Source organism: Erythrobacter insulae (genome assembly GCF_007004095.1).
Lineage (GTDB): Bacteria > Pseudomonadota > Alphaproteobacteria > Sphingomonadales > Sphingomonadaceae > Erythrobacter > Erythrobacter insulae.
Genome location: NZ_VHJK01000001.1, coordinates 723,943 through 741,733, shown reverse-complemented (window position 1 = coordinate 741,733; position 17,791 = coordinate 723,943). Strand labels below are relative to the sequence as shown.

17 protein-coding genes are annotated in these 17,791 nt (G+C 57.5%); 11 read left to right on the top strand and 6 right to left on the bottom strand.

The genetic code is table 11. The features are described from left to right. Window positions 1–6 precede the first annotated feature (6 nt). Window positions 7–537, top strand: a complete 531-nt coding sequence (locus FGU71_RS03550) for a YdcF family protein (RefSeq protein WP_142787280.1) — start codon at window positions 7–9, stop codon at window positions 535–537. Then, window positions 537–1,226, top strand: coding sequence for a lysophospholipid acyltransferase family protein (locus FGU71_RS03545; protein WP_185960189.1), 690 nt, complete (start codon window positions 537–539; stop codon window positions 1,224–1,226). Before FGU71_RS03550 ends, FGU71_RS03545 begins: the two co-directional genes overlap by 1 nt. 10 nt (window positions 1,227–1,236) lie before the next feature. Here the strand turns inward: FGU71_RS03545 and FGU71_RS03540 are convergent, their stop codons facing one another. Both FGU71_RS03540 and hisC read right to left on the bottom strand, forming a co-directional pair. Further along, the gene (locus FGU71_RS03540) at window positions 1,237–2,142 is read right to left on the bottom strand and encodes a prephenate/arogenate dehydrogenase family protein (RefSeq protein ID WP_142787279.1); all 906 of its coding nucleotides are present in this window, start codon (window positions 2,140–2,142) and stop codon (window positions 1,237–1,239) included. Continuing rightward, window positions 2,139–3,242 carry a histidinol-phosphate transaminase gene (gene hisC, locus FGU71_RS03535; RefSeq protein ID WP_142787278.1) on the bottom strand — a complete coding sequence of 368 codons (1,104 nt, stop codon included), beginning with the start codon at window positions 3,240–3,242 and terminating at the stop codon, window positions 2,139–2,141. Before hisC ends, FGU71_RS03540 begins: the two co-directional genes overlap by 4 nt. Window positions 3,243–3,325: 83 nt before the next feature. Between hisC and metX the strand changes: the two genes are divergently transcribed. Both metX and metW read left to right on the top strand, forming a co-directional pair. Continuing rightward, a complete protein-coding gene (gene metX, locus FGU71_RS03530; protein ID WP_142787277.1) occupies window positions 3,326–4,435 on the top strand; it encodes a homoserine O-acetyltransferase MetX in 1,110 nt (369 codons plus the stop codon). Further along, on the top strand, window positions 4,432–5,019 hold the full coding sequence (metW, locus tag FGU71_RS03525; protein WP_142787276.1) for a methionine biosynthesis protein MetW: 588 nt from the start codon (window positions 4,432–4,434) through the stop codon (window positions 5,017–5,019). Before metX ends, metW begins: the two co-directional genes overlap by 4 nt. 13 nt (window positions 5,020–5,032) lie before the next feature. On the opposite strand, the gene FGU71_RS03520 is transcribed toward metW, so the two are convergent. Then, window positions 5,033–5,425 carry a VOC family protein gene (locus tag FGU71_RS03520; protein WP_142787275.1) on the bottom strand — a complete coding sequence of 131 codons (393 nt, stop codon included), beginning with the start codon at window positions 5,423–5,425 and terminating at the stop codon, window positions 5,033–5,035. Between the two features lie 122 nt (window positions 5,426–5,547). Here FGU71_RS03520 and FGU71_RS03515 point away from each other — a divergent pair, with 122 nt between their 5' ends. From FGU71_RS03515 to FGU71_RS03500, 4 genes are all read left to right on the top strand, one after another. Beyond that, entirely contained in the window at window positions 5,548–5,916 is a 369-nt protein-coding gene (locus tag FGU71_RS03515; RefSeq protein WP_142787274.1) for a hypothetical protein, read from the top strand. Between the two features lie 66 nt (window positions 5,917–5,982). Then, on the top strand, window positions 5,983–6,654 hold the full coding sequence (locus FGU71_RS03510; protein WP_142787273.1) for a glutathione S-transferase family protein: 672 nt from the start codon (window positions 5,983–5,985) through the stop codon (window positions 6,652–6,654). Window positions 6,655–6,760: 106 nt separating this feature from the next. Next, a complete protein-coding gene (msrB, locus tag FGU71_RS03505) occupies window positions 6,761–7,165 on the top strand; it encodes a peptide-methionine (R)-S-oxide reductase MsrB (RefSeq protein ID WP_142787272.1) in 405 nt (134 codons plus the stop codon). An 81-nt stretch (window positions 7,166–7,246) separates the two neighbouring features. Further along, on the top strand, window positions 7,247–9,499 hold the full coding sequence (locus FGU71_RS03500) for a transglycosylase domain-containing protein (RefSeq protein WP_142787271.1): 2,253 nt from the start codon (window positions 7,247–7,249) through the stop codon (window positions 9,497–9,499). 78 nt (window positions 9,500–9,577) lie between these two features. Here FGU71_RS03500 and FGU71_RS03495 read toward each other — a convergent pair whose 3' ends face one another. The 3 genes from FGU71_RS03495 to hflK all read right to left on the bottom strand — a co-directional run bounded on the left by FGU71_RS03495 (window position 9,578) and on the right by hflK (window position 13,241). Next, window positions 9,578–11,119: a Do family serine endopeptidase gene (locus tag FGU71_RS03495; RefSeq protein ID WP_142787270.1), complete on the bottom strand. Its 1,542-nt coding sequence runs from the start codon at window positions 11,117–11,119 to the stop codon at window positions 9,578–9,580. 167 nt (window positions 11,120–11,286) lie between these two features. After that, entirely contained in the window at window positions 11,287–12,123 is an 837-nt protein-coding gene (gene hflC, locus FGU71_RS03490) for a protease modulator HflC (RefSeq protein ID WP_142787269.1), read from the bottom strand. 2 nt (window positions 12,124–12,125) lie between these two features. Continuing rightward, window positions 12,126–13,241: a protease modulator HflK gene (gene hflK, locus FGU71_RS03485; protein ID WP_142787268.1), complete on the bottom strand. Its 1,116-nt coding sequence runs from the start codon at window positions 13,239–13,241 to the stop codon at window positions 12,126–12,128. A gap of 131 nt (window positions 13,242–13,372) precedes the next feature. Here hflK and FGU71_RS03480 point away from each other — a divergent pair, with 131 nt between their 5' ends. The 3 genes from FGU71_RS03480 to hemH all read left to right on the top strand — a co-directional run bounded on the left by FGU71_RS03480 (window position 13,373) and on the right by hemH (window position 17,758). Beyond that, entirely contained in the window at window positions 13,373–14,362 is a 990-nt protein-coding gene (locus FGU71_RS03480; protein ID WP_234035626.1) for an Mrp/NBP35 family ATP-binding protein, read from the top strand. Between the two features lie 4 nt (window positions 14,363–14,366). Beyond that, complete coding sequence (locus FGU71_RS03475; protein WP_142787267.1) at window positions 14,367–16,646, top strand: molybdopterin cofactor-binding domain-containing protein; 2,280 nt, start codon at window positions 14,367–14,369, stop codon at window positions 16,644–16,646. Window positions 16,647–16,723: 77 nt separating this feature from the next. Further along, a complete protein-coding gene (gene hemH, locus FGU71_RS03470; RefSeq protein WP_142787266.1) occupies window positions 16,724–17,758 on the top strand; it encodes a ferrochelatase in 1,035 nt (344 codons plus the stop codon). Window positions 17,759–17,791: the final 33 nt, after the last annotated feature.

The following is a 17,791-nucleotide window of genomic DNA, read 5'->3' as shown; positions in this document are numbered from 1 at the left end:
GTCTCCATGATTAAACGCGCTCTTTCGGCGATGGTTCTGATCTGGGCCCTCGGGTTCTTGTGGTTTGTTGTGGCGCTGCCGCAACCGGCGGATGATCTGGAAACCGATGCGGTTGTGGTTCCGACCGGCGGTGAAGGGCGCATTGCGCAAGGGCTCGCGGTTCTTGATGCAGGCCTTGCTAGCAAACTGTTGGTAAGCGGGGTCGATCGCGAGGTTAAGCCGGGCGAATTCGCTGCGCAGTTCGATGTTGATCAAAGCCTGCTCGATTGCTGCATAACCTTGGGGTTTGCGGCCGTGGACACCCGGAGCAACGCATCCGAAATCGCGCAGTGGGCCGAAGATAACGATGTATCCTCTTTGCGGCTTGTCACGACCGACTGGCATATGCGCCGCGCGGCTGGCGAATTATCGCGGACATTGCCTGAAAATGTCACCGTCATCCGCGATGCGGTGCCATCCGAACCCAGCTTTAGCGCGCTGTTTCTGGAATATCACAAGTTGCTGGCAAGCTGGACGTCAGGCCTGATCGGGCTTTAATGAACCATATTGTGGCGATTCTGCGTAGCATCTTGTTCTATCCCGTCTTTTACGGGGTTTCGGCTTTGCTGGTGGTCGCGTCGGTGCTTGCCATTCCGTTTGGCCGCAGCCGCCTCCGACATGTCGTGGCGACTTGGGGCGTATGGCATCATTGGTGCGTGACACATCTGCTTGGAATAGCGATCATCCAAGAAGGGGTCATTCCGGATGAGCCAGTTTTGATCGCGGTGAAGCACGAAAGTTATTTTGAAGCGATCGATATGCCGCGCCTGTTCGGATTTCCGGCGGTTTTTGCCAAGAAAGAACTCTTCGCGATACCAGGCTGGGGCTTTTCAGCGAAAGTATATGGCCTGATTCCGGTCGCGCGTGACGGGGGCGCGCGGGCATTGCGGACGATGATTTCTACAGCGCGGGCGCGGATCGCGGAGGGGCGCCCAATCGTCCTTTTCCCCGAGGGAACGCGGGTTGTACACGGCGATAAGCCGCCTTTGCAGTCTGGCTTTGCCGGGATTTATAAATTGCTGGGCCTGCCGGTGGTGCCGGTGGCTGTGAATAGCGGGCCGCTCTATCACCGGATCATCAAACAATCCGGCACGATTACCTATCGGGTGGGCGAAACAATCCCGGCAGGTCTGAAACGAGCCGAAGTCGAGGCCCGCGTACACGAAGCGCTGAACGCTCTGAATTAGGCGGCGCCAATTACGAGTGATCCTTGCGCCCGAAATCGGGCCGGTCATCATCCTGCCCCTCCTGAATCACCTGACGGCGAATGGCGCGGGTGCGGCTGAACAATTCATGCAAGGCATCGCCATCACCTGAACGAATGGCGCGCTGCATTGCAGTCAGGTCTTCGGAAAACCGACCCAGCATTTCCAGAACCGCAGATTTGTTGGAGAGAAACACATCGCGCCACATCACCGGATCGGATGCGGCGATGCGGGTAAAATCTCGAAAGCCGCCCGCCGAATATTTGATCACTTCGCTGCGCGTGACCTCTTCTAGATCGCTGGCTGTGCCAACAATCGTGAATGCGATCAGATGGGGAATATGGCTGGTCACGGCAAGCACGAGATCGTGATGCTCCGCATCCATTATCTCGACATTTGCGCCAAGCCGGGTCCAGAATTCACCGAGAGATTCGAGGGCTGCCGGATCGGCGTCATCCGCGGGCGTCAAAATGCACCAGCGATTGGTGAAGAGCGATGCAAAGCCGGCTTCTGGGCCGCTTTGTTCCGTCCCTGCAACGGGGTGCGCGGGGATTATCGTGCGGCCCGGCAGGGCCTTTGCCAAAGCCTCTGCAACGCTTTGCTTGGATGAACCGACATCGCTGATGATTGCATGATCGGACAATGCGCCGGCGATATCACGCGCAGCGGCCTCCATGGCGCCCACAGGAACGCACAGAATAACCAGATCAGCCATTGCCACCGCATCACCGGCATTGCTGCATACCGTGCCAACCAGACCCCGTTTTTCGGCCGCCGCGCGGGTTTCAGGATCGCGGTCATACCCAGTGGTAACAATCCCCGGCGCATTGGCTTTAATGGCAAGCCCGATAGACCCGCCAAGCAGGCCAAGCCCGATTATAGCGACAGACTGGATCACGCCGTGTCCCCGCAAAGTTTTTGCAATTCCGCGATCACCCGGTCCATATCCTCGGTCTTGCCGATGGTTATCCGTAACGCATTGGGAAGGCCCTGCGAGGGCAGGTGCCGGACCGCATAACCGGCTTTAGCCAGTGCATCCAGCGCCGCACCTGCGGTTACCGACCCGTCAAAGCGCACCAGCACAAAGTTCGCCTCGCTCGGTACGGCGGATATACCGTGATTGCCAAGCGCGGAGATCGCATCGGAAAACCGCGCGCGTTCAGCCGAATTATGATCGCGGCTATCCTCAACGAACTGTTGATCTTCAAGCCCCGCCAGCGCGGCTTTTTGTCCGCTGGCGGTTACATTGAATGGACCGCGCAGACGGTTAATCAGATCAATCAGATGAGGCGCGCCGGTGGCCCAGCCTATCCGTTCTGCGGCAAGGCCGTAAGCTTTGGAAAGGGTCCGGCTGACCAGAACATTCTCATGCGCCTGCGCCAGCGCCAGACCGCCATCGTCAACCCCTGCTGCCAGATATTCGGCATAGGCCTGATCCACCACCAGCAAGACATCCTTTGGCAAACCAGCATGGAGCCGCGCAACTTCATCCGCGCCAAGGAAACTGCCTACCGGATTGTTCGGGTTGTCGAGCAAGACAACTTTTGTACGGCTGGTAACCGAAGCGAGCAAGCCATCGACCGATGCGGCCAAATCCGTATCAGGCGCAAAGACCGGAGTCGCGCCAACTTTATGCGCGAGGAGCGGATAGAGCGAAAAGGAATAGCGTGAAAATACCACTTCATCCCCAGGGCCCGCCAACGATTGCACCGCGCAAGTGAGCAATTCACCAGAGCCGGTGCCGCAGACGATCCGTGCAGGATCAAGGCCGTGAATGGCGGCGATCTTTGCGCGCAATTCTTTGGCATCGGGGTCAGGATACGCCGACGCATCTTGCCGGTGTGTCTCCAGCGCCGCGATTGCCGCCGGGCTGGTGCCAAGCGGGTTTTCGTTAGCGGACAGTTTCACAAGCGCGCGGCCGTCCGCAGCGGTCGATTTACCGGGCGCGTACGGGTGGATCTTGGCGATCCAGGGTTTGGGTGTGGGTCGTGTAATCATAGGCGAGTGCGCGATACCGTCTTTGCTCGATTAAAAACAGTGGAATTGACAGTCCGCGCTCGCTCGCCCAATTCGCATCGCAAATGGACACCTCTGCTGCCTCGAAAACTGTATCAAAAATCTATGCAGTTCCCAGTGATCTGCCGCTTGATAGTGGACAGGTGCTTTCGGCTGCGCACATTGCCTATGAAACCTATGGCGAATTGGCAGCGGATAAATCCAATGCAATTCTGATCTGTCACGCACTGACGGGGGATCAGTTTGTTGCAAGCGATCATCCCATCACCGGTAAGCCGGGCTGGTGGGAGCGGATGGTTGGTCCGGGCAGACAGATTGATACAGACCGGTATTTTGTGATCTGCGCAAATGTGATTGGCAGCTGCATGGGCTCGACCGGCCCTGCCAGCATCGCTGCTGATGGCGCGCCCTATGCCATGCGCTTTCCGGTCATCACGATCCGCGACATGGTGCGCGGATTGATTGCCCTGCTGGATGGCATGGAGATCGATCAACTTCATGCTGTCGTTGGCGGATCGATGGGCGGAATGCAGGCGTTGAGCCTTGCGGCGAACTGGCCTGATCGTGCAGCGCGGGTTTTGATTCTGGCTTCGACTGCGCGGCACTCGGCCCAGAATATTGCGTTCCACGAAGTGGGGCGGCAGGCGATCATGGCCGATCCCGCCTGGGCCGGTGGCAACTATTACGCCAGCGGCGCGTCGCCTGATAATGGCCTTGCGGTGGCGCGCATGGCTGCGCATATCACCTATCTATCAGAGGAAGGCTTGACCGAGAAATTCGGTCGTCGCTTGCAAGACCGCGACACAAAAAGCTTTGGGTTCGATGCCGATTTTCAGGTCGAATCGTATCTGCGTTATCAAGGCAGCGGTTTTACGCAGCGATTCGATGCCAATTCATATCTCTATATCACCCGCGCGATGGACTATTTCGACCTCGCAGAGGAGCACGGCGGCAAACTTGCCAATGCGTTCGAGGGCACATCGGCGCGGTTCTGTCTGGTCAGCTTCGATACCGATTGGCTGTATCCAACGTCCGAAAGCCGGCATATCGTTCACGCGCTCAACGCGGCCGGCGCGAAAGTGAGCTTCGTCGAGCTATCCGCGCCCAATGGCCATGACAGTTTCCTGCTTCCGCACGAACAATTGGACCGCGTTGTGCAGGGGTTTGTCCAATGAATTTGCGCCCCGATCTTGCGGCGATTGCCGCTCATGTAAGGCCGAATTCACGAGTTCTCGATATCGGTTGCGGCGACGGTGCATTGATGGCCGAGCTTGAGGCCAATAGCGGCGTCGATGCCCGCGGGATGGAGCTTGATGCGGCACTTGTTGAACGGTCCGTTTCGCGTGGGCTTTCGGTGGTTCAGGGGGATGCCAACACGGATCTGGCGAATTATCCGGATAAAGCATTCGACTATGCAATCCTAAGCCAGACATTGCAGACCGCGACGCGCCCGGATCTGATCCTGGATGAATTGCTGCGCGTCGGTGAGAAAGCCTTCGTCAGCTTTCCGAATTTTGCGCATTGGCGCACCCGCGCCGCCTTAATGTTTGGCGGCCGTATGCCTGTCACTCGTGCCTTGCCGGTGAGCTGGTATGAAACAACCAACATTCACCACGTCACAATCGATGATTTTAGAGAGCTTGCGAAATTAAAAGGCGCAAAGATCGAAAGCGCCTGGTTTTTTGCCAATGAAAAACAAATCGGCGCACCAGCATCAAACTGGCGCGCCGAATTTGCGGTTTTTCAATTGAGCCGTTGAGGCTCGGCTGGGTTTAACCCGGGCGGTGGATGCCGCAGATTTTGTGACCGTCTGGGTCGGTGAAGTAACACAGGTTCATCACACCCATGCTGCCTTCGCGCGGGCCGGGAGGGTCTTCGCATGTCGCGCCGCCATTAGCGACGGCGACATCGTGGAGTTCTTTGACCTGATCAAGCGAATCGCATTTGAAACCGATGGTAAAACCGTTTGCCGTGTTGGCTGGCTCTCCGTTGATTGGCTCGCTGATCGAGAACGTATCGCCATCATGCATGTAAAACAGACGCGTTTGGCCGGTGTCGTTAACATGCGCCATTGGCTCGCCAGCGCCCAGCACGCCGAGCACTTTGGTGTAAAATGCTTTTGAACGCTCAATGTCGTTGCTGCCGATCATAATGTGATTGATCATTTGGGGGTGTCTCCTCTCTTGAGTGGAGTGACTGGGTAAGCGAGGCGCGGGTGCGCGGCAAGCCCATCCTGATTTGAAACCTGTAAGTTGCGGTTCAGATCGCCGCTGTTAAAGCGTTTGTGATGATCATGACCCTTATCAGTTCAGCATTGCTGACCCTTTCCGCTCAGGCTTCTGTGTCTGATATATCGCAAAAAAGCTCTGCACTTTCACAGCAAAGCAAAGCCGTTGTGCGCTGCTCCGCAGCTTTCGCGCTTGTCAGTTTCGGGCAGGGCAACGGTAATGAAGATGCGCTTAAATGGCCAAAGCTCGAACCGCGCGGCCGCGAATTCTTTGTTCGATCGCTGGCGCGGTTGATGGACGAGACCGGTCTGGATCAGGCTGGCATTGCCGATCTGGTGGGTAAAGAGGCCCAAAATCTGTGGGACAATGACAAGGTCAACGATGTGATGCCCGGATGCCTTGTCATGCTTGAGGCGTCCGGCGTCTGAATAGTTGCGCGCCGCAGCGCATTGTCATGGATTTGTCTGTGGTTTTAGGGCATTGGATAATGCGTCATGTGGCAACTCTATCAATTTCCTTTGTGCCCCTTCAGCCGTAAGATCCGGCTGCTGATGGGTGAAAAAAACATCGCGTACGAATTGGTGCGTGAGGACCCTTGGTCGGCGTCTGACATGTTTTTCAATCTCAATCCCGCGGGCCGCACGCCTGTTCTGGTGAATGAGGACAAAGGCGTAGTGATCGCCGATAGCCGCGCGATTGGCGAATATTTCGAAGAAACTGTTGATCGCGCTCCGATGATAAATGGCACCGCAACAGGACGGGCCGAAATCCGCCGCCTGACCGCGCTGTTTGATGAGAATTTCTATAACGACGTAACTGCGCCGCTTCTGTCCGAGCGAATGAAGAAACGGATCGTGCTGCGCCAACCGCCTGACAGCCGCGCGCTGCGCGAAGCTATGAAGATGGCGCATGGCCATCTTGATTACATGGACTGGTTGATCGACAATCGCCCATGGCTGGCGGGGTCAACAATGAGCATGGCCGATTTGGCCGCAGCGGCGCAGATATCGGTCGCGGATTATCTCGGCGGGATTGACTGGACCGGTCACGAGCAGACACGCGGATGGTACGCGGTTTTCAAAAGCCGCCCGAGTTTCCGCCCCTTGCTGACAGAACGCATGGATGTGATCAAACCGCCCGCCCATTATGCTCTGGTCGACGGGTAAGAGCTGGCATGGTTTTGGCCGGGCGCGCGCCATCCAGCAGGCGGCCACTTGGCCTTGTAGATTGGGCAGTGCCATCCGATATTGTGCCTGAAATGAAAGGCAGCTCATGACCCAAGACCCTAAAACACTCAGCGATGACGACTGGCGCAAGAAGCTGTCGCCAGAGCAATATCATGTCCTTCGCGAAGCGGGCACAGAGCGCGCGTTTACTGGTCAGTATGACAAACATTATGACGAAGGCGAATATGCCTGCGCGGGATGCGGCACGGTGCTATTCGCAAGCGATTCAAAGTATAACAGCGGCTGCGGTTGGCCTGCTTTTACAAAGCCGGCGCAAGATGAAACAGTCGAGGAAAAACGCGATGTTTCCTTTGGAATGGTCCGCACGGAAGTACTCTGCTCCAATTGCGGCGGCCATCTTGGTCATGTCTTTCCTGACGGTCCACCCGAACAGGGCGGTATGCGCTATTGCATCAATTCTGCTGCGTTGGAATTTGAGAAGGACGGATAACCCGCGCCAGAGTGTTCACGAGCCGTTACAACTCGCCTATGCAAGAGCGTGAGCAGGTATGAACAGGCTAATTGAACCATAATGTCTAAACGCGGAGACCGTTTGACGAACAAAAGCGCGCGCGGGTCTCGCCGAAAGGCGACTGAACGCGCATCGTCATCATCCAAACGGACCAAGGGCAGCAAGAAATCGGCAGCTGGCACGGGCGGCGGTTCGCGCTTCTGGCGCTGGACCAAGCGATTGGTTGTCTGGGGCGGTGCCGTAGCATTGCTGGGCGCGGTGTTCCTCGCTTTTGCAGTCGGGTTTGCTGCAAGATCCATTCCCAGTTTTTATCAGCTTAAATCAACCCAGAACGCCCAGACCATTCTGGTGCGGGCCCGCGATGGAAGCGAAATAGTTGAAATCGGGCCAAGTTTCGGGGAATGGCTGACCTATCAAGGCATCCCCGACAATATGAAAAACGCGATGATCGCGGTCGAGGACAAGCGGTATTTTTCGCATTACGGGGTTGATCCGGTGCGTACCGCAGGCGCCGTAGTTGAAGGGGTAACTGGTTCGCGGTCACGCGTCGGGGGCACCTCCACGATAACGCAGCAGCTCGCCCGCAATGTCTTCCTGAATTCCAATCGCACCTTTGACCGCAAAGCGCGTGAAGCGGTGCTCGCGATGGCGCTCGAATGGAAATTTTCCAAAGAGCAAATCCTCGAACTCTATCTCAACAAGGTTTATTTCGGCGGCGGGGCGTATGGGATCGACAGCGCCAGCCGCAAATTCTTCAGCCACCCGGCCAAAGAGTTAAGCGTCGCCGAGGCATCGATCATTGCCGGGCTGGTCAAAGCGCCAAGCCGTTATTCCCCGACAGCCGATGTTCAGGCCGCTGTCGACCGGGCGCAGGTCGTTTTGCGGCTGATGCGCGAGCAGGGTTATATCACCGCAGAGCAAGCCTCTGTGGATGTCGATACAGTCGAGCTGAAACAGCAATCGGGTCAGAATTCGGTCCGCTACTTCACCGACTGGGCTCTGCCACAGCTTGATATTCTGCTGCCCGAAACCTTTGCCCCAATCGAGGTCTGGACGACATTGGATGTCGGGATGCAGCGCGCCGCCACCGCTTCTATTGATGCCAACACGCCGAGCGGTTCCCAAGGCGCGCTTGTCAGTCTGGACCGCGATGGCGCTATTTTGGCACTGGTTGGCGGGACCGATTACGTCGAAACAAATTTCAATCGTGCGACCAGTGCGCTGCGACAGCCGGGTTCTTCGTGGAAGCTGTTTGTCTATCTTGCTGCTTTGGAAGCGGGATACACGCCCGAAGACCGCGTGGTTGATACGCCTGTCACAATCGATGGATGGAGCCCGCGCAACGCCAATGGCCGCAATGTCGGTGAAACCAGTTTGCGGACGTCATTCGCCTATTCGATCAACACAGTTGCAGCGCAATTGGGCAATGAAGTCGGTTTTGGCACGGTCGCGTCTATGGCGCGGCGTTTTGGTGTCAGCTCGCCTATCTCGACATACCCTTCGATGGTGCTTGGGTCTTCCGAAGTGCGATTGATCGAAATGACCCGCGCGTTTGCTGCGATTTCGGCCCGTGGCAATTCGGTAGAGCCATACGGTATCACCAAAGTAACCACTGCGGGCGGTGACCTTTTGTATGAGCGCAAGAAGCCGCGCGATGTCGCTTTGGTGCCCGACTATGTTGTCGCCGGCATGACTGATCTGTTGCAGACGGCTGTGCAAACGGGAACCGGTCGGTCAGCGCAAATCGGGAGACCAGTGGCGGGCAAAACCGGCACAACCAGTTCCAACAAAGATGGTTGGTTCGTGGGCTTCTCCTCCGGCATTACGACCGGTGTATGGATGGGCCGAGATGATGCAAAAGCAGTCCCCGGATTACAAGGTGGCCGCGCCCCGGCTCAAGCCTTCGCCGCCTATATGCGCTATGCCGTGAAGGACCGTGCCGTTGAGGAATTCGATACCGAACTCGATCTGCCCGAATGGCGTCTTGAGCCAGATGATGAATACCTTTTCGGAGACCCGGATGATTATTACTTCATCGATGAACAAGGTAATCTGGTCGAGCCGGGCCGGCGGGATCCGTCAGACACTCCGTTTGACGTAGAAGGCGAAGGAACACCTCAGAACAGAGATTCTCGTCTGCCATCTGTTGAGCCTCCGCCTGCCGTGAGCGAAGATTTTCTCGAGAGGGCAACGGGCGGGGCCTTGCCGCCCGACCCCAACAGCGGTGCAGCGCCCGGGATCCTTCAGCCCAGCCAGCAACGCCAGCCAAGCACTGGACGACCGCCGGGAGGCTCCACCGCCCCCGGACTGTAAATGCAAAAAGGGCGCTGCCGGTCAAACCGCAGCGCCCTTTTTTGTTTCGGCGTCTCGCGTCAGACGCGCTTCGTTGTATTAGCGCAGACGGATCGGCAGGAAACGCGGCGGCTGACCGCGGCGTTGGATACGCAGCAGCACCGCTTCACGGTTTTCCGCTTCGGCGGATGCAATTGCAGCTCGAAGATCTTCGATCGTGCTGACAGCTTTATATTGGGCGGAAAGGATAATGTCGCCGCGCCGGAGCCCTTTGCGACCCGCATCCGAATTCTGATCGACCTGATCAATCACCAGGCCCACTGTGTCTTCATCCACGCGAAGCGCACGAGCGATATCCGGAGTCATCTCAAGCACAGACAGGCCGAGCTTTTCAGCAATGGTCGTATCGGTTTCGTCCGGGTTCATCGGTTCTTCTGAATCCGGATCAAAAGTTTGCTGTTGCTGGATCAGCTGATCTTCGCTGGGACGTTTGCCTAGGACAGCCGTGACCGCCATGGATTTCCCGTCACGCAGTAGCTCAATTGGAACCTGCGCGCCCGGTGCCAGATTGGCAACGAGGTAAGATACCGTCTGCTCGCTGGTCACATCCTGCCCGTTGATCTTGGTCACGATGTCGCCTGCACGCAGACCCGCTTTGTCCGCGGCGCTATCGTCCTGGACGTTTTGAATGATCTCGCCGCGATTGCGCGGCAGGCCAAGCGAGTCGGCGAAATCATCGGTAATCGGATTAAGGCCCACACCCAGGAAGCCGCGCTCGATTTCTTGGCCGGCCTTCAGCTGATCGATAATCGGCGCAGCGATCTCCGAAGGGATGGCAAAGCCGATGCCGACACTGCCGCCCGAAGGCGAGAAGATCGCATTGTTGATGCCGATCACGTTGCCTTGCATGTCGAAAAGAGGACCACCAGAATTGCCGCGATTGATGCTGGCATCGGTTTGGATGTACCGGTCATAGGCGCCGCCTTGACCGGTGTTGCGATAGACAGCCGAAACGATACCGCTCGTCACGGTTCCGCCAAGCCCAAATGGATTGCCGATTGCGACAACCCATTCGCCAACGCGGGTGGCGGCAGAATTGCCGAACTTTACGAACGGGAATGTCTTGTTCGCTTTGATCTTCAGCACGGCGAGGTCGGACTGCGCATCGGCGCCGATCAGTTCGGCTTCATATTCGGTCCCGTCAGGCATGGTGACGGTGATCTCTTCCAGCGTCGCCCGGTTGTTTGGTGTGACAACGTGATTGTTGGTCACGACATAACCGTCTGCCGAAATGATGAAACCACTGCCAAGCGACTGCGCCTCGCGCGTTTGCGGCTCTTGCGGTTGTTGCTGTCCGCGGCGGCGATTGAACAGGTCTGCGAACGGTGTGCCCTGAAACGGGTTGCGGCTTTGCACTTCGACACGTTGACGTGTGGCAATGTTCACCACTGCAGGCTGAAGCTGCTCTGTCAGATCTGCGAAGCTCGACGGGGCACCGGCGCGCGGAACCACATTGCTCATCACGCTTGTATCGTTCTGTGCCACCTGAGCGCCCGCAGGGTGCCCGGTGACCAGTGAAACGGCCGCGCCTCCGACCAGGAGAGCGCTCGTCAGTCCATATACATACCGCACGTTCTTCACGTCCTCTTATTCCTTTTTCAGTGCATGAAACGGCCAAGTATCCTGACCGGTTCCAAGCTCGGGCTTATTCCTAACTACGCGTTCCAATTGAGCCCAACGGCACTTAACCGCGATTGAACACATTTGTAGTCGGTAGCATCAGATAAGCCGTTCGTCGGCAAAGCCGTCTAACGTTGCCCGCGGAACTGCCGCAGATATTCGTTCTGAGGCGATAGAATGATCGAGCTTGCTCCGCGACCTTCGCCTTTGGCAAAGCTTTGTTCGTAGCTCTGCATGGCGCGGTAAAAGTCGTAGAAATTGGCATCTTTGCCAAACGCCAGAGCAAAGATACGCGCAGCTTCCGCATCGGCTTCAGCGCGAATGATCCGCGCATCGCGGGTGCCCTGTGCACGAATCGTCCGGGCTTCACGTTCGCGATCCGATTCCATTCGTTGGAAAGCGGATTCCAGCGGACGACCTTCGGGAAGGTCGGTGCGTTTGATCTGCACGTCGATAACCTCGGCACCATACTGGCGCGCTTCACGGTCGATATTGGCGCGCACATTGGCAAGAGCATTGCCGCGTTCGGCGGTCAGCATTGCTGCAAAAGTCCGGCGGCCCAGTTCCTGACGCACGGCCGAATTCAAGATCGGCTCAAGCGCAACGCGAACGCCATCGGTCGTGCCCGCACGTTCAACCATGCGGATCGGATCGACAATGCGGAAGCGCGCATAGGCGTTGACCAGCAAACGCTGCTGATCGTTTGACAGCACTTCTTCATCTGTCATTTCCAGATCGAGCACGCGCTTTTCTACGACGCGCAATGTGTCGATAAACGGAATGCGCAGATACGGTCCTGCGCCCCAGTCGCTGCCGGGGCGATTTGCAACATAGACCGGCTCACCCGTTCGGATGACCACGACCTGTTCTTCTTCATTGACAACATAGACGCTCATCAATGTGCCCACGATGACAAGGGCAATGGCGATGATTATCCAGCGATAACTATTCCAGAGAGCTTCCATGATTATTGCCCCTGCTCGGTTGGTTGTGCCTGCGCGGTGATGGGTGCGGGCGGTGTGGCCCGGCGGCGCAATTCAGGCAGCGGCAGGTACGGTGTGACCCCTTCTGCCTCGACAATAGTCTTGTCTGTCTGCGCTAGCACACGCTCCATTGTCTCGTAATAAAGACGTTGGCGCGTGACCCCCGGCGCAAGCCGATATTGTTCGTAGACTTTTTCAAACGCTTCGGCCTCACCTTCCGCGCCTGCAATGGTCTGCTGCGCGTAACCACGCGCCAGGTTGCGGGCGGCGTCGGCGTTTTGTTCTGCAACCGAAACGTCCCGGAACGCGTCAACGACTTCGCTTGGCGGGTCGGCCTTGGCGATTTCGACACCTACCACCTGGATCCCCGCGCGATATGCGTCGAGAGTTTCCTGCATCCGTTCGCGCACGGCCAGCTGGATTTCAGCGCGGCCTGCGCCGGTAAAGGTGGCGTCCAGCGTTTTTTCCGCAACCGACGCGCGCATGGCGGCTTCGGCGACTTCGTTAACTGTTTCGATCGGCTCAGCCAGCTGGAATTTGAAATCCGCCAGATTGTTGATGCGCCAGCGGACGATGTAACTGAGATCGACGAGGTTCTGATCGCCGGTCAGGATCAGTTTCGCGCTTTCGCCTGACGACGGGATATTCACCGCACGAACGCCTTCGACGTCCTCGATATCAACCGTTTCGATTGGGTAAGGGAACGTGAAGTGAAGGCCTGAATCAAGCGTGCGGCTGTAACTGCCGAGAGTTTTGACAATCGCTTTTTCTTTTGGCTCGACCAGATGCAAACTCGTCAACGCGAGGCCAATCAGAACGACGCCGCCGATAATGACCGGCAGCCAGCTGCCTCCACCTGGGCGCTCTGGCATACGAAAGTTTGGACCGCCGCCGCTGCCACCGCGGTTTGGACCTTCCGGCCCGCGATTCTTGAAGATATCCTCGATGCTGGCGGAACGGCGTTTGCCGTCGCCCGAGCCTCCTCCCGGAAGCCAAGGGTTGCGGGGGCCATCCTGACCGCTCCCGCCCGGCTTGTCTCCAGAAGACGATTCGCCATCGCCATTCTTGCCCGGACCGCCCCAGGGATTCTTTCCAGCCATGGCAAGTCCTTGTGCGGACGATCCAAAGCGCTCTTTCAACCGATTAAAAATCTGCATAACTCCCTTATAGGAACGCATTCTGGCGAAAAACAGGGGTTAGGCAGTGATTTTGATGTTAAAGGCCTTTTGCAATGACAAAAGCTGAAACTCCAGAAGCGATTGACGCGCGGTTGCGCGCCGCAATGCCTGATAACATCGAACGACGTGTGCAGTCTGCACGGCTCGCCAATGGGCGTGCGATTATCGTCGCGGATGCCGGGGATATGCGGCCTGAAGAACGCGAAGTGCTCGAGGTGGCCTATCGCAACGCTCTGAAAAATATCGACGGCATCGAAGAGGTGCGTGTCGCGTTGGTCGCTGATCGCAAGCGGACGCGCATTATTGCAATCGGTTCGGGCAAAGGCGGTGTCGGCAAATCCACTCTGACCACCAATCTCGCTGTGGCGCTGGCCCGCCTTGGGCACAAGGTCGGCGTGATTGACGGCGATATCTACGGTCCGTCTCAGCCCAAATTGCTCGCAACCGAAGGCCAGAAACCCGAAGCCCGCGGCGATAAACTTGTCGCGCTGCAAAGTCCCCACGGGGTTAAAGTTCTGTCGATGGGGCATATAGTTGCGCCGGGCAAAGCGCTCGCTTGGCGCGGGCCAATGGCCGGCAAAGCTCTCGGGCAATTGGTAGACGCGGATTGGGGCGATACCGATCTGCTGCTTATCGATCTGCCTCCGGGCACGGGCGATGTGCAGCTTTCGATGATGGCCGATAGCAAGCCCGATGGAGCGGTGCTGGTGTCTACCCCGCAAGACCTCGCTCTTATTGATGCAGCGCGCGCAGGACAATTGTTTGAACAGGGCGAGGTTCCGATTATCGGGCTGGTCGAGAACATGGCCGGATATGAATGCCCGCATTGCGGAGAGATGAGCGATCCGTTCGGCCAGGGCGGCGTCGAAAAATTCGCGACTGCGCTTGAGATCCCGTTCCTTGGGCGGGTGCCTTTAAGACTGGAAACGCGCATCAGCGGCGACTCAGGCAAACCGCCGGCGGCCTCTGATGGCGAAGGCGCAGTGCCTTTTAATGCCATCGCTCAGCGCATTGCCGCATGGGTGAACGGCGAGGAATACTGAGCCCATGCAGATCACGCGGCGGGGATTGATAACAGGGGCTGCCGCTGGCGGCGGCTTGTTGGTAGCATGGTATCTGATGCCGCGCTCCTATCCCAGTCCGCTTACCCCGGCGCGCGGCGAACATGTCTTTGATGCGTGGCTGAAAATCGCAGAGGACGGGGTGATAACAGTCGCCGTTCCGCAATTGGAAATGGGGCAAGGCATCACAACGTTGCTGCCGCAAATCATCGCTCAGGAACTGGGTGCGGACTGGCGCCAGATCGCGATCGAGCCTGCGCCGATTTCAGGTGCCTATCCCAACATCCCCCTCGCACGAAAGTGGATGGCGCTGTGGGATCCGTTTGCAGCGGGTTTGAGCGATATGACAGACACGATGCAAACTGAACGTTTTGCGCGTTCTGCCCGTTTTTCTGCGACCGCTGAAGGCACCGCGATTGCGGCCTATGAAGAGCCATGCAGGCAAGCTGCCGCGGCTGCGCGGGCTGTTCTTGCGCAGGAGGCGGCCTCGCGGTGGGATGCATCATGGGAAGAATGTGTAGTCGCAAACGGTATTGTCTCACTTGGTGAAAAGAGCGCCACTTTCGGAGAACTCGCTGCCGGTGCGGCGACGCGCGACCCGCCCGATCCGCCGCCCTTGCGCCCGGAAACGCCGGCACTGCGGCCCGCTCCTACGTCCGCTTACGCTGATACCCTGCCTGACTACCCCCGGATTGATTTGCCATCAAAAGTCGATGGATCATACCAGTTTGCAGGAGACATCCGATTGCCAGGCATGGTTTTCGCTGCAATCCGGCATGGCCCGAATGATGGTGCTGAACTGACAGGTTTCGATGCAACAGGTGCCGATGGAATCGCCGGAATTGTAGGCGCGGTAAAATCAAAGAAATGGCTGGCTGTCGCGGCTACCACTTGGTGGAGCGCCGAAAAGGCAATCGACGCGATGAAGCCGCAATTCAAGGCGGCGTTTCCCGTTTCAAGTGACGAAATTGCCGAGCGTTTGAATGCCGCAGTAGACAGCGGCGGTTCGTTTCGTATCGCAGAAACCGGTTTTGGCGAGGGCGCGATGACGCGGGTTGATCTGGCGCGGCGCTATGAGATCGAACCTGCGCCCGCGGCCCCGTTGGAAACTGCAACTGCCGCCGCACGCTATCAGGATGGCCAATTGGAATTGTGGATTGCCAGTCAAGCTCCGGAACAGGCCCGCATGGCAGCGGCAGCTGCGATTGGCATCGCGCCGGAGAATGTGGCGCTCTATCCGATCCCGGCCGGGGGCAGCTTTGATGCACGGCTTGAACATGATCACGCAGTTGAAATTGCGGTAATTGCCAAAGAATTGGGCCGACCAGTGCAACTGACCTGGTCGCGCAGGGACGAAATGGTCATGGCGCGGCCCCGCAGCCCTGCCTATGTTCTGATGGGTGCGCAATTGTCCGATGCCGGCGGGGGCAATGTTGATGCGATGCGGGTTCGCATTGCCTGCCCGCCTGTGATGCATGAATTTGGGGAGCGTTTTTTCGGCAATCTTACGCCTTCAGCCGCCATTCGCGAAAGCACTGGAAAAAAGGACGCGCTCGCCTGCGAGGGTGCTGTTCCGGCCTACCGTTTACCAAGCATGGTGGTGGATCATATCCCGACCGAAATCGGCCTGCCTGTCGGCCGGGTCCGGGGAAACGCGAACACCTACACAGCCTTCGCAATCGAAAGTTTTGTCGATGAGATTGCGCGGGAGTCCGACCGTGAACCCCTGTCTTACAGAATGTCGATGTTGGGGGATGACATCCGTTTGGCGGCGTGTCTTCAGCTCGCGGCGAAAATGGCGGATTGGGGCGGAGGTATCGATCAAAGCGGCCAAGGTCTTGCCTGTTACCGAATTGGCGATCCTGCCACAGGTGGGCGCATCGCATGTGTCGCCACGGCGCGTCAGGGCGAAGGCGGCGTGCGGGTAGAGCGGTTGTCTGTCGCGGTGGATATTGGCCGGGTCATCAATCCGGATATTGCACGGCAGCAGATCGAAGGGGGCTTGATCTTCGGGATCGGTACTGCGCTGGGCAATGCGATCCCATTTCGGGCTGGTCTGCCCGAAAGTTTCGATTACGCTGATCTGGGCTTGCCGATGCTGGCCGATTGCCCCGAAATCGACGTTCAATTCATCGCCAGCGCGGCGGCACCTGCCGATCCTGGGGAATTGGGTGCGGTTATCGCGCCCCCTGCCATTGCCAATGCATTGTTTTCGGCCACAGGCTTGCGATTGCGGCGACTGCCCCTACTTTCAGGCGGGATCTAAACTTTGCTGTTCTCGTTCGCGAGACAACGAAATAAAATGCGAAGGATATAGAACGCCTCTGAGGCGTTATCCCCCTTATGACCTGGCAACCCCAACGCCTCCCTAATGACCACCCGCCCGTAAAAAGCGGGACAATCGGCGTTTTGCTGGTCAATCTTGGCACGCCTGATGGCCCCGATCCCAAATCGGTGAAGAAATACCTCAAACAGTTTCTTTCCGATCCACGCGTGATCGAAATTCCGAAAATCGCTTGGCAACCGATCTTGCGCGGGATCATTTTGAACACGCGCCCTAAGAAAAGCAGCGAAGCCTATACCAAAATCTGGACTGACCGTGGATCGCCGCTGGCGGATATCACGGCGAGCCAGGCAGAGGCGATTGCCGGTGATCTGGGTGAAAATGTCATTGTCGATTATGCGATGCGCTATGGCTCGCCCTCGATAGAGCAACGCCTTGGCGAGCTGACGGCGAAAGGCTGTGACCGCATTTTGATCGCGCCAATGTATCCACAATATTGCGCCGCGACGACAGCAACGGTTTTTGACGAAGTGGCGCGTGTTTTGGGTGAAATGCGCTGGCAACCCGCGCTTCGTTTCGTACCGCCATATCATGATGATGAGGCCTACATTACCGCGCTTGCCGATGATTTGTCGCGCCAGATTGCGATGCTTTCCTTCAAACCCGAGGTGATGCTGTTGAGTTTTCACGGCATGCCCGAGCGGACGCTGGAAAAAGGCGATCCGTATCACTGTCATTGTCATAAAACTGCGCGTCTTGTGCGAGAACAGCTTGAAGTAAGGCCCGAGTTTTCAGGCGTACGTTTTGAAACGACGTTCCAATCCCGTTTTGGACCTGCACAATGGCTTGAACCGGCGACCGATGACACATTGATTGCCGAGGGCGAAAAGGGCACGAAACGATTGGTCGTTGCAGCGCCGGGCTTTGCCGCTGACTGCGTAGAGACATTGGAAGAGCTTGCTTTGGAAGGGCGCGATGAATTCGTTGAGGCAGGCGGCGAGGATTATGCCGTGCTGGATTGCCTGAATGTTTCGCAAAGCGGCATTCAGATGCTCGATACGATGATACGGCGAGAGCTATCCGGCTGGATTTGATTTGCGTAGTTACTGACGTCAAGGTAAGTAGCA

What these genes read in the sequence shown, in the direction of transcription:
- FGU71_RS03550 (WP_142787280.1), top strand. Translation starts at nt 7, where the DNA reads ATGATTAAACGCGCTCTTTCGGCGATGGTTCTGATCTGGGCCCTCGGG.
- FGU71_RS03545 (WP_185960189.1), top strand. Translation starts at nt 537, where the DNA reads ATGAACCATATTGTGGCGATTCTGCGTAGCATCTTGTTCTATCCCGTC.
- hisC (WP_142787278.1), bottom strand. Translation starts at nt 3,242, where the DNA reads ATGATTACACGACCCACACCCAAACCCTGGATCGCCAAGATCCACCCG.
- metX (WP_142787277.1), top strand. Translation starts at nt 3,326, where the DNA reads ATGGACACCTCTGCTGCCTCGAAAACTGTATCAAAAATCTATGCAGTT.
- metW (WP_142787276.1), top strand. Translation starts at nt 4,432, where the DNA reads ATGAATTTGCGCCCCGATCTTGCGGCGATTGCCGCTCATGTAAGGCCG.
- FGU71_RS03520 (WP_142787275.1), bottom strand. Translation starts at nt 5,425, where the DNA reads ATGATCAATCACATTATGATCGGCAGCAACGACATTGAGCGTTCAAAA.
- FGU71_RS03515 (WP_142787274.1), top strand. Translation starts at nt 5,548, where the DNA reads ATGATCATGACCCTTATCAGTTCAGCATTGCTGACCCTTTCCGCTCAG.
- FGU71_RS03510 (WP_142787273.1), top strand. Translation starts at nt 5,983, where the DNA reads ATGTGGCAACTCTATCAATTTCCTTTGTGCCCCTTCAGCCGTAAGATC.
- msrB (WP_142787272.1), top strand. Translation starts at nt 6,761, where the DNA reads ATGACCCAAGACCCTAAAACACTCAGCGATGACGACTGGCGCAAGAAG.
- FGU71_RS03500 (WP_142787271.1), top strand. Translation starts at nt 7,247, where the DNA reads ATGTCTAAACGCGGAGACCGTTTGACGAACAAAAGCGCGCGCGGGTCT.
- hflC (WP_142787269.1), bottom strand. Translation starts at nt 12,123, where the DNA reads ATGGAAGCTCTCTGGAATAGTTATCGCTGGATAATCATCGCCATTGCC.
- hflK (WP_142787268.1), bottom strand. Translation starts at nt 13,241, where the DNA reads ATGGCTGGAAAGAATCCCTGGGGCGGTCCGGGCAAGAATGGCGATGGC.
- FGU71_RS03480 (WP_234035626.1), top strand. Translation starts at nt 13,373, where the DNA reads ATGACAAAAGCTGAAACTCCAGAAGCGATTGACGCGCGGTTGCGCGCC.
- FGU71_RS03475 (WP_142787267.1), top strand. Translation starts at nt 14,367, where the DNA reads ATGCAGATCACGCGGCGGGGATTGATAACAGGGGCTGCCGCTGGCGGC.
- hemH (WP_142787266.1), top strand. Translation starts at nt 16,724, where the DNA reads ATGACCTGGCAACCCCAACGCCTCCCTAATGACCACCCGCCCGTAAAA.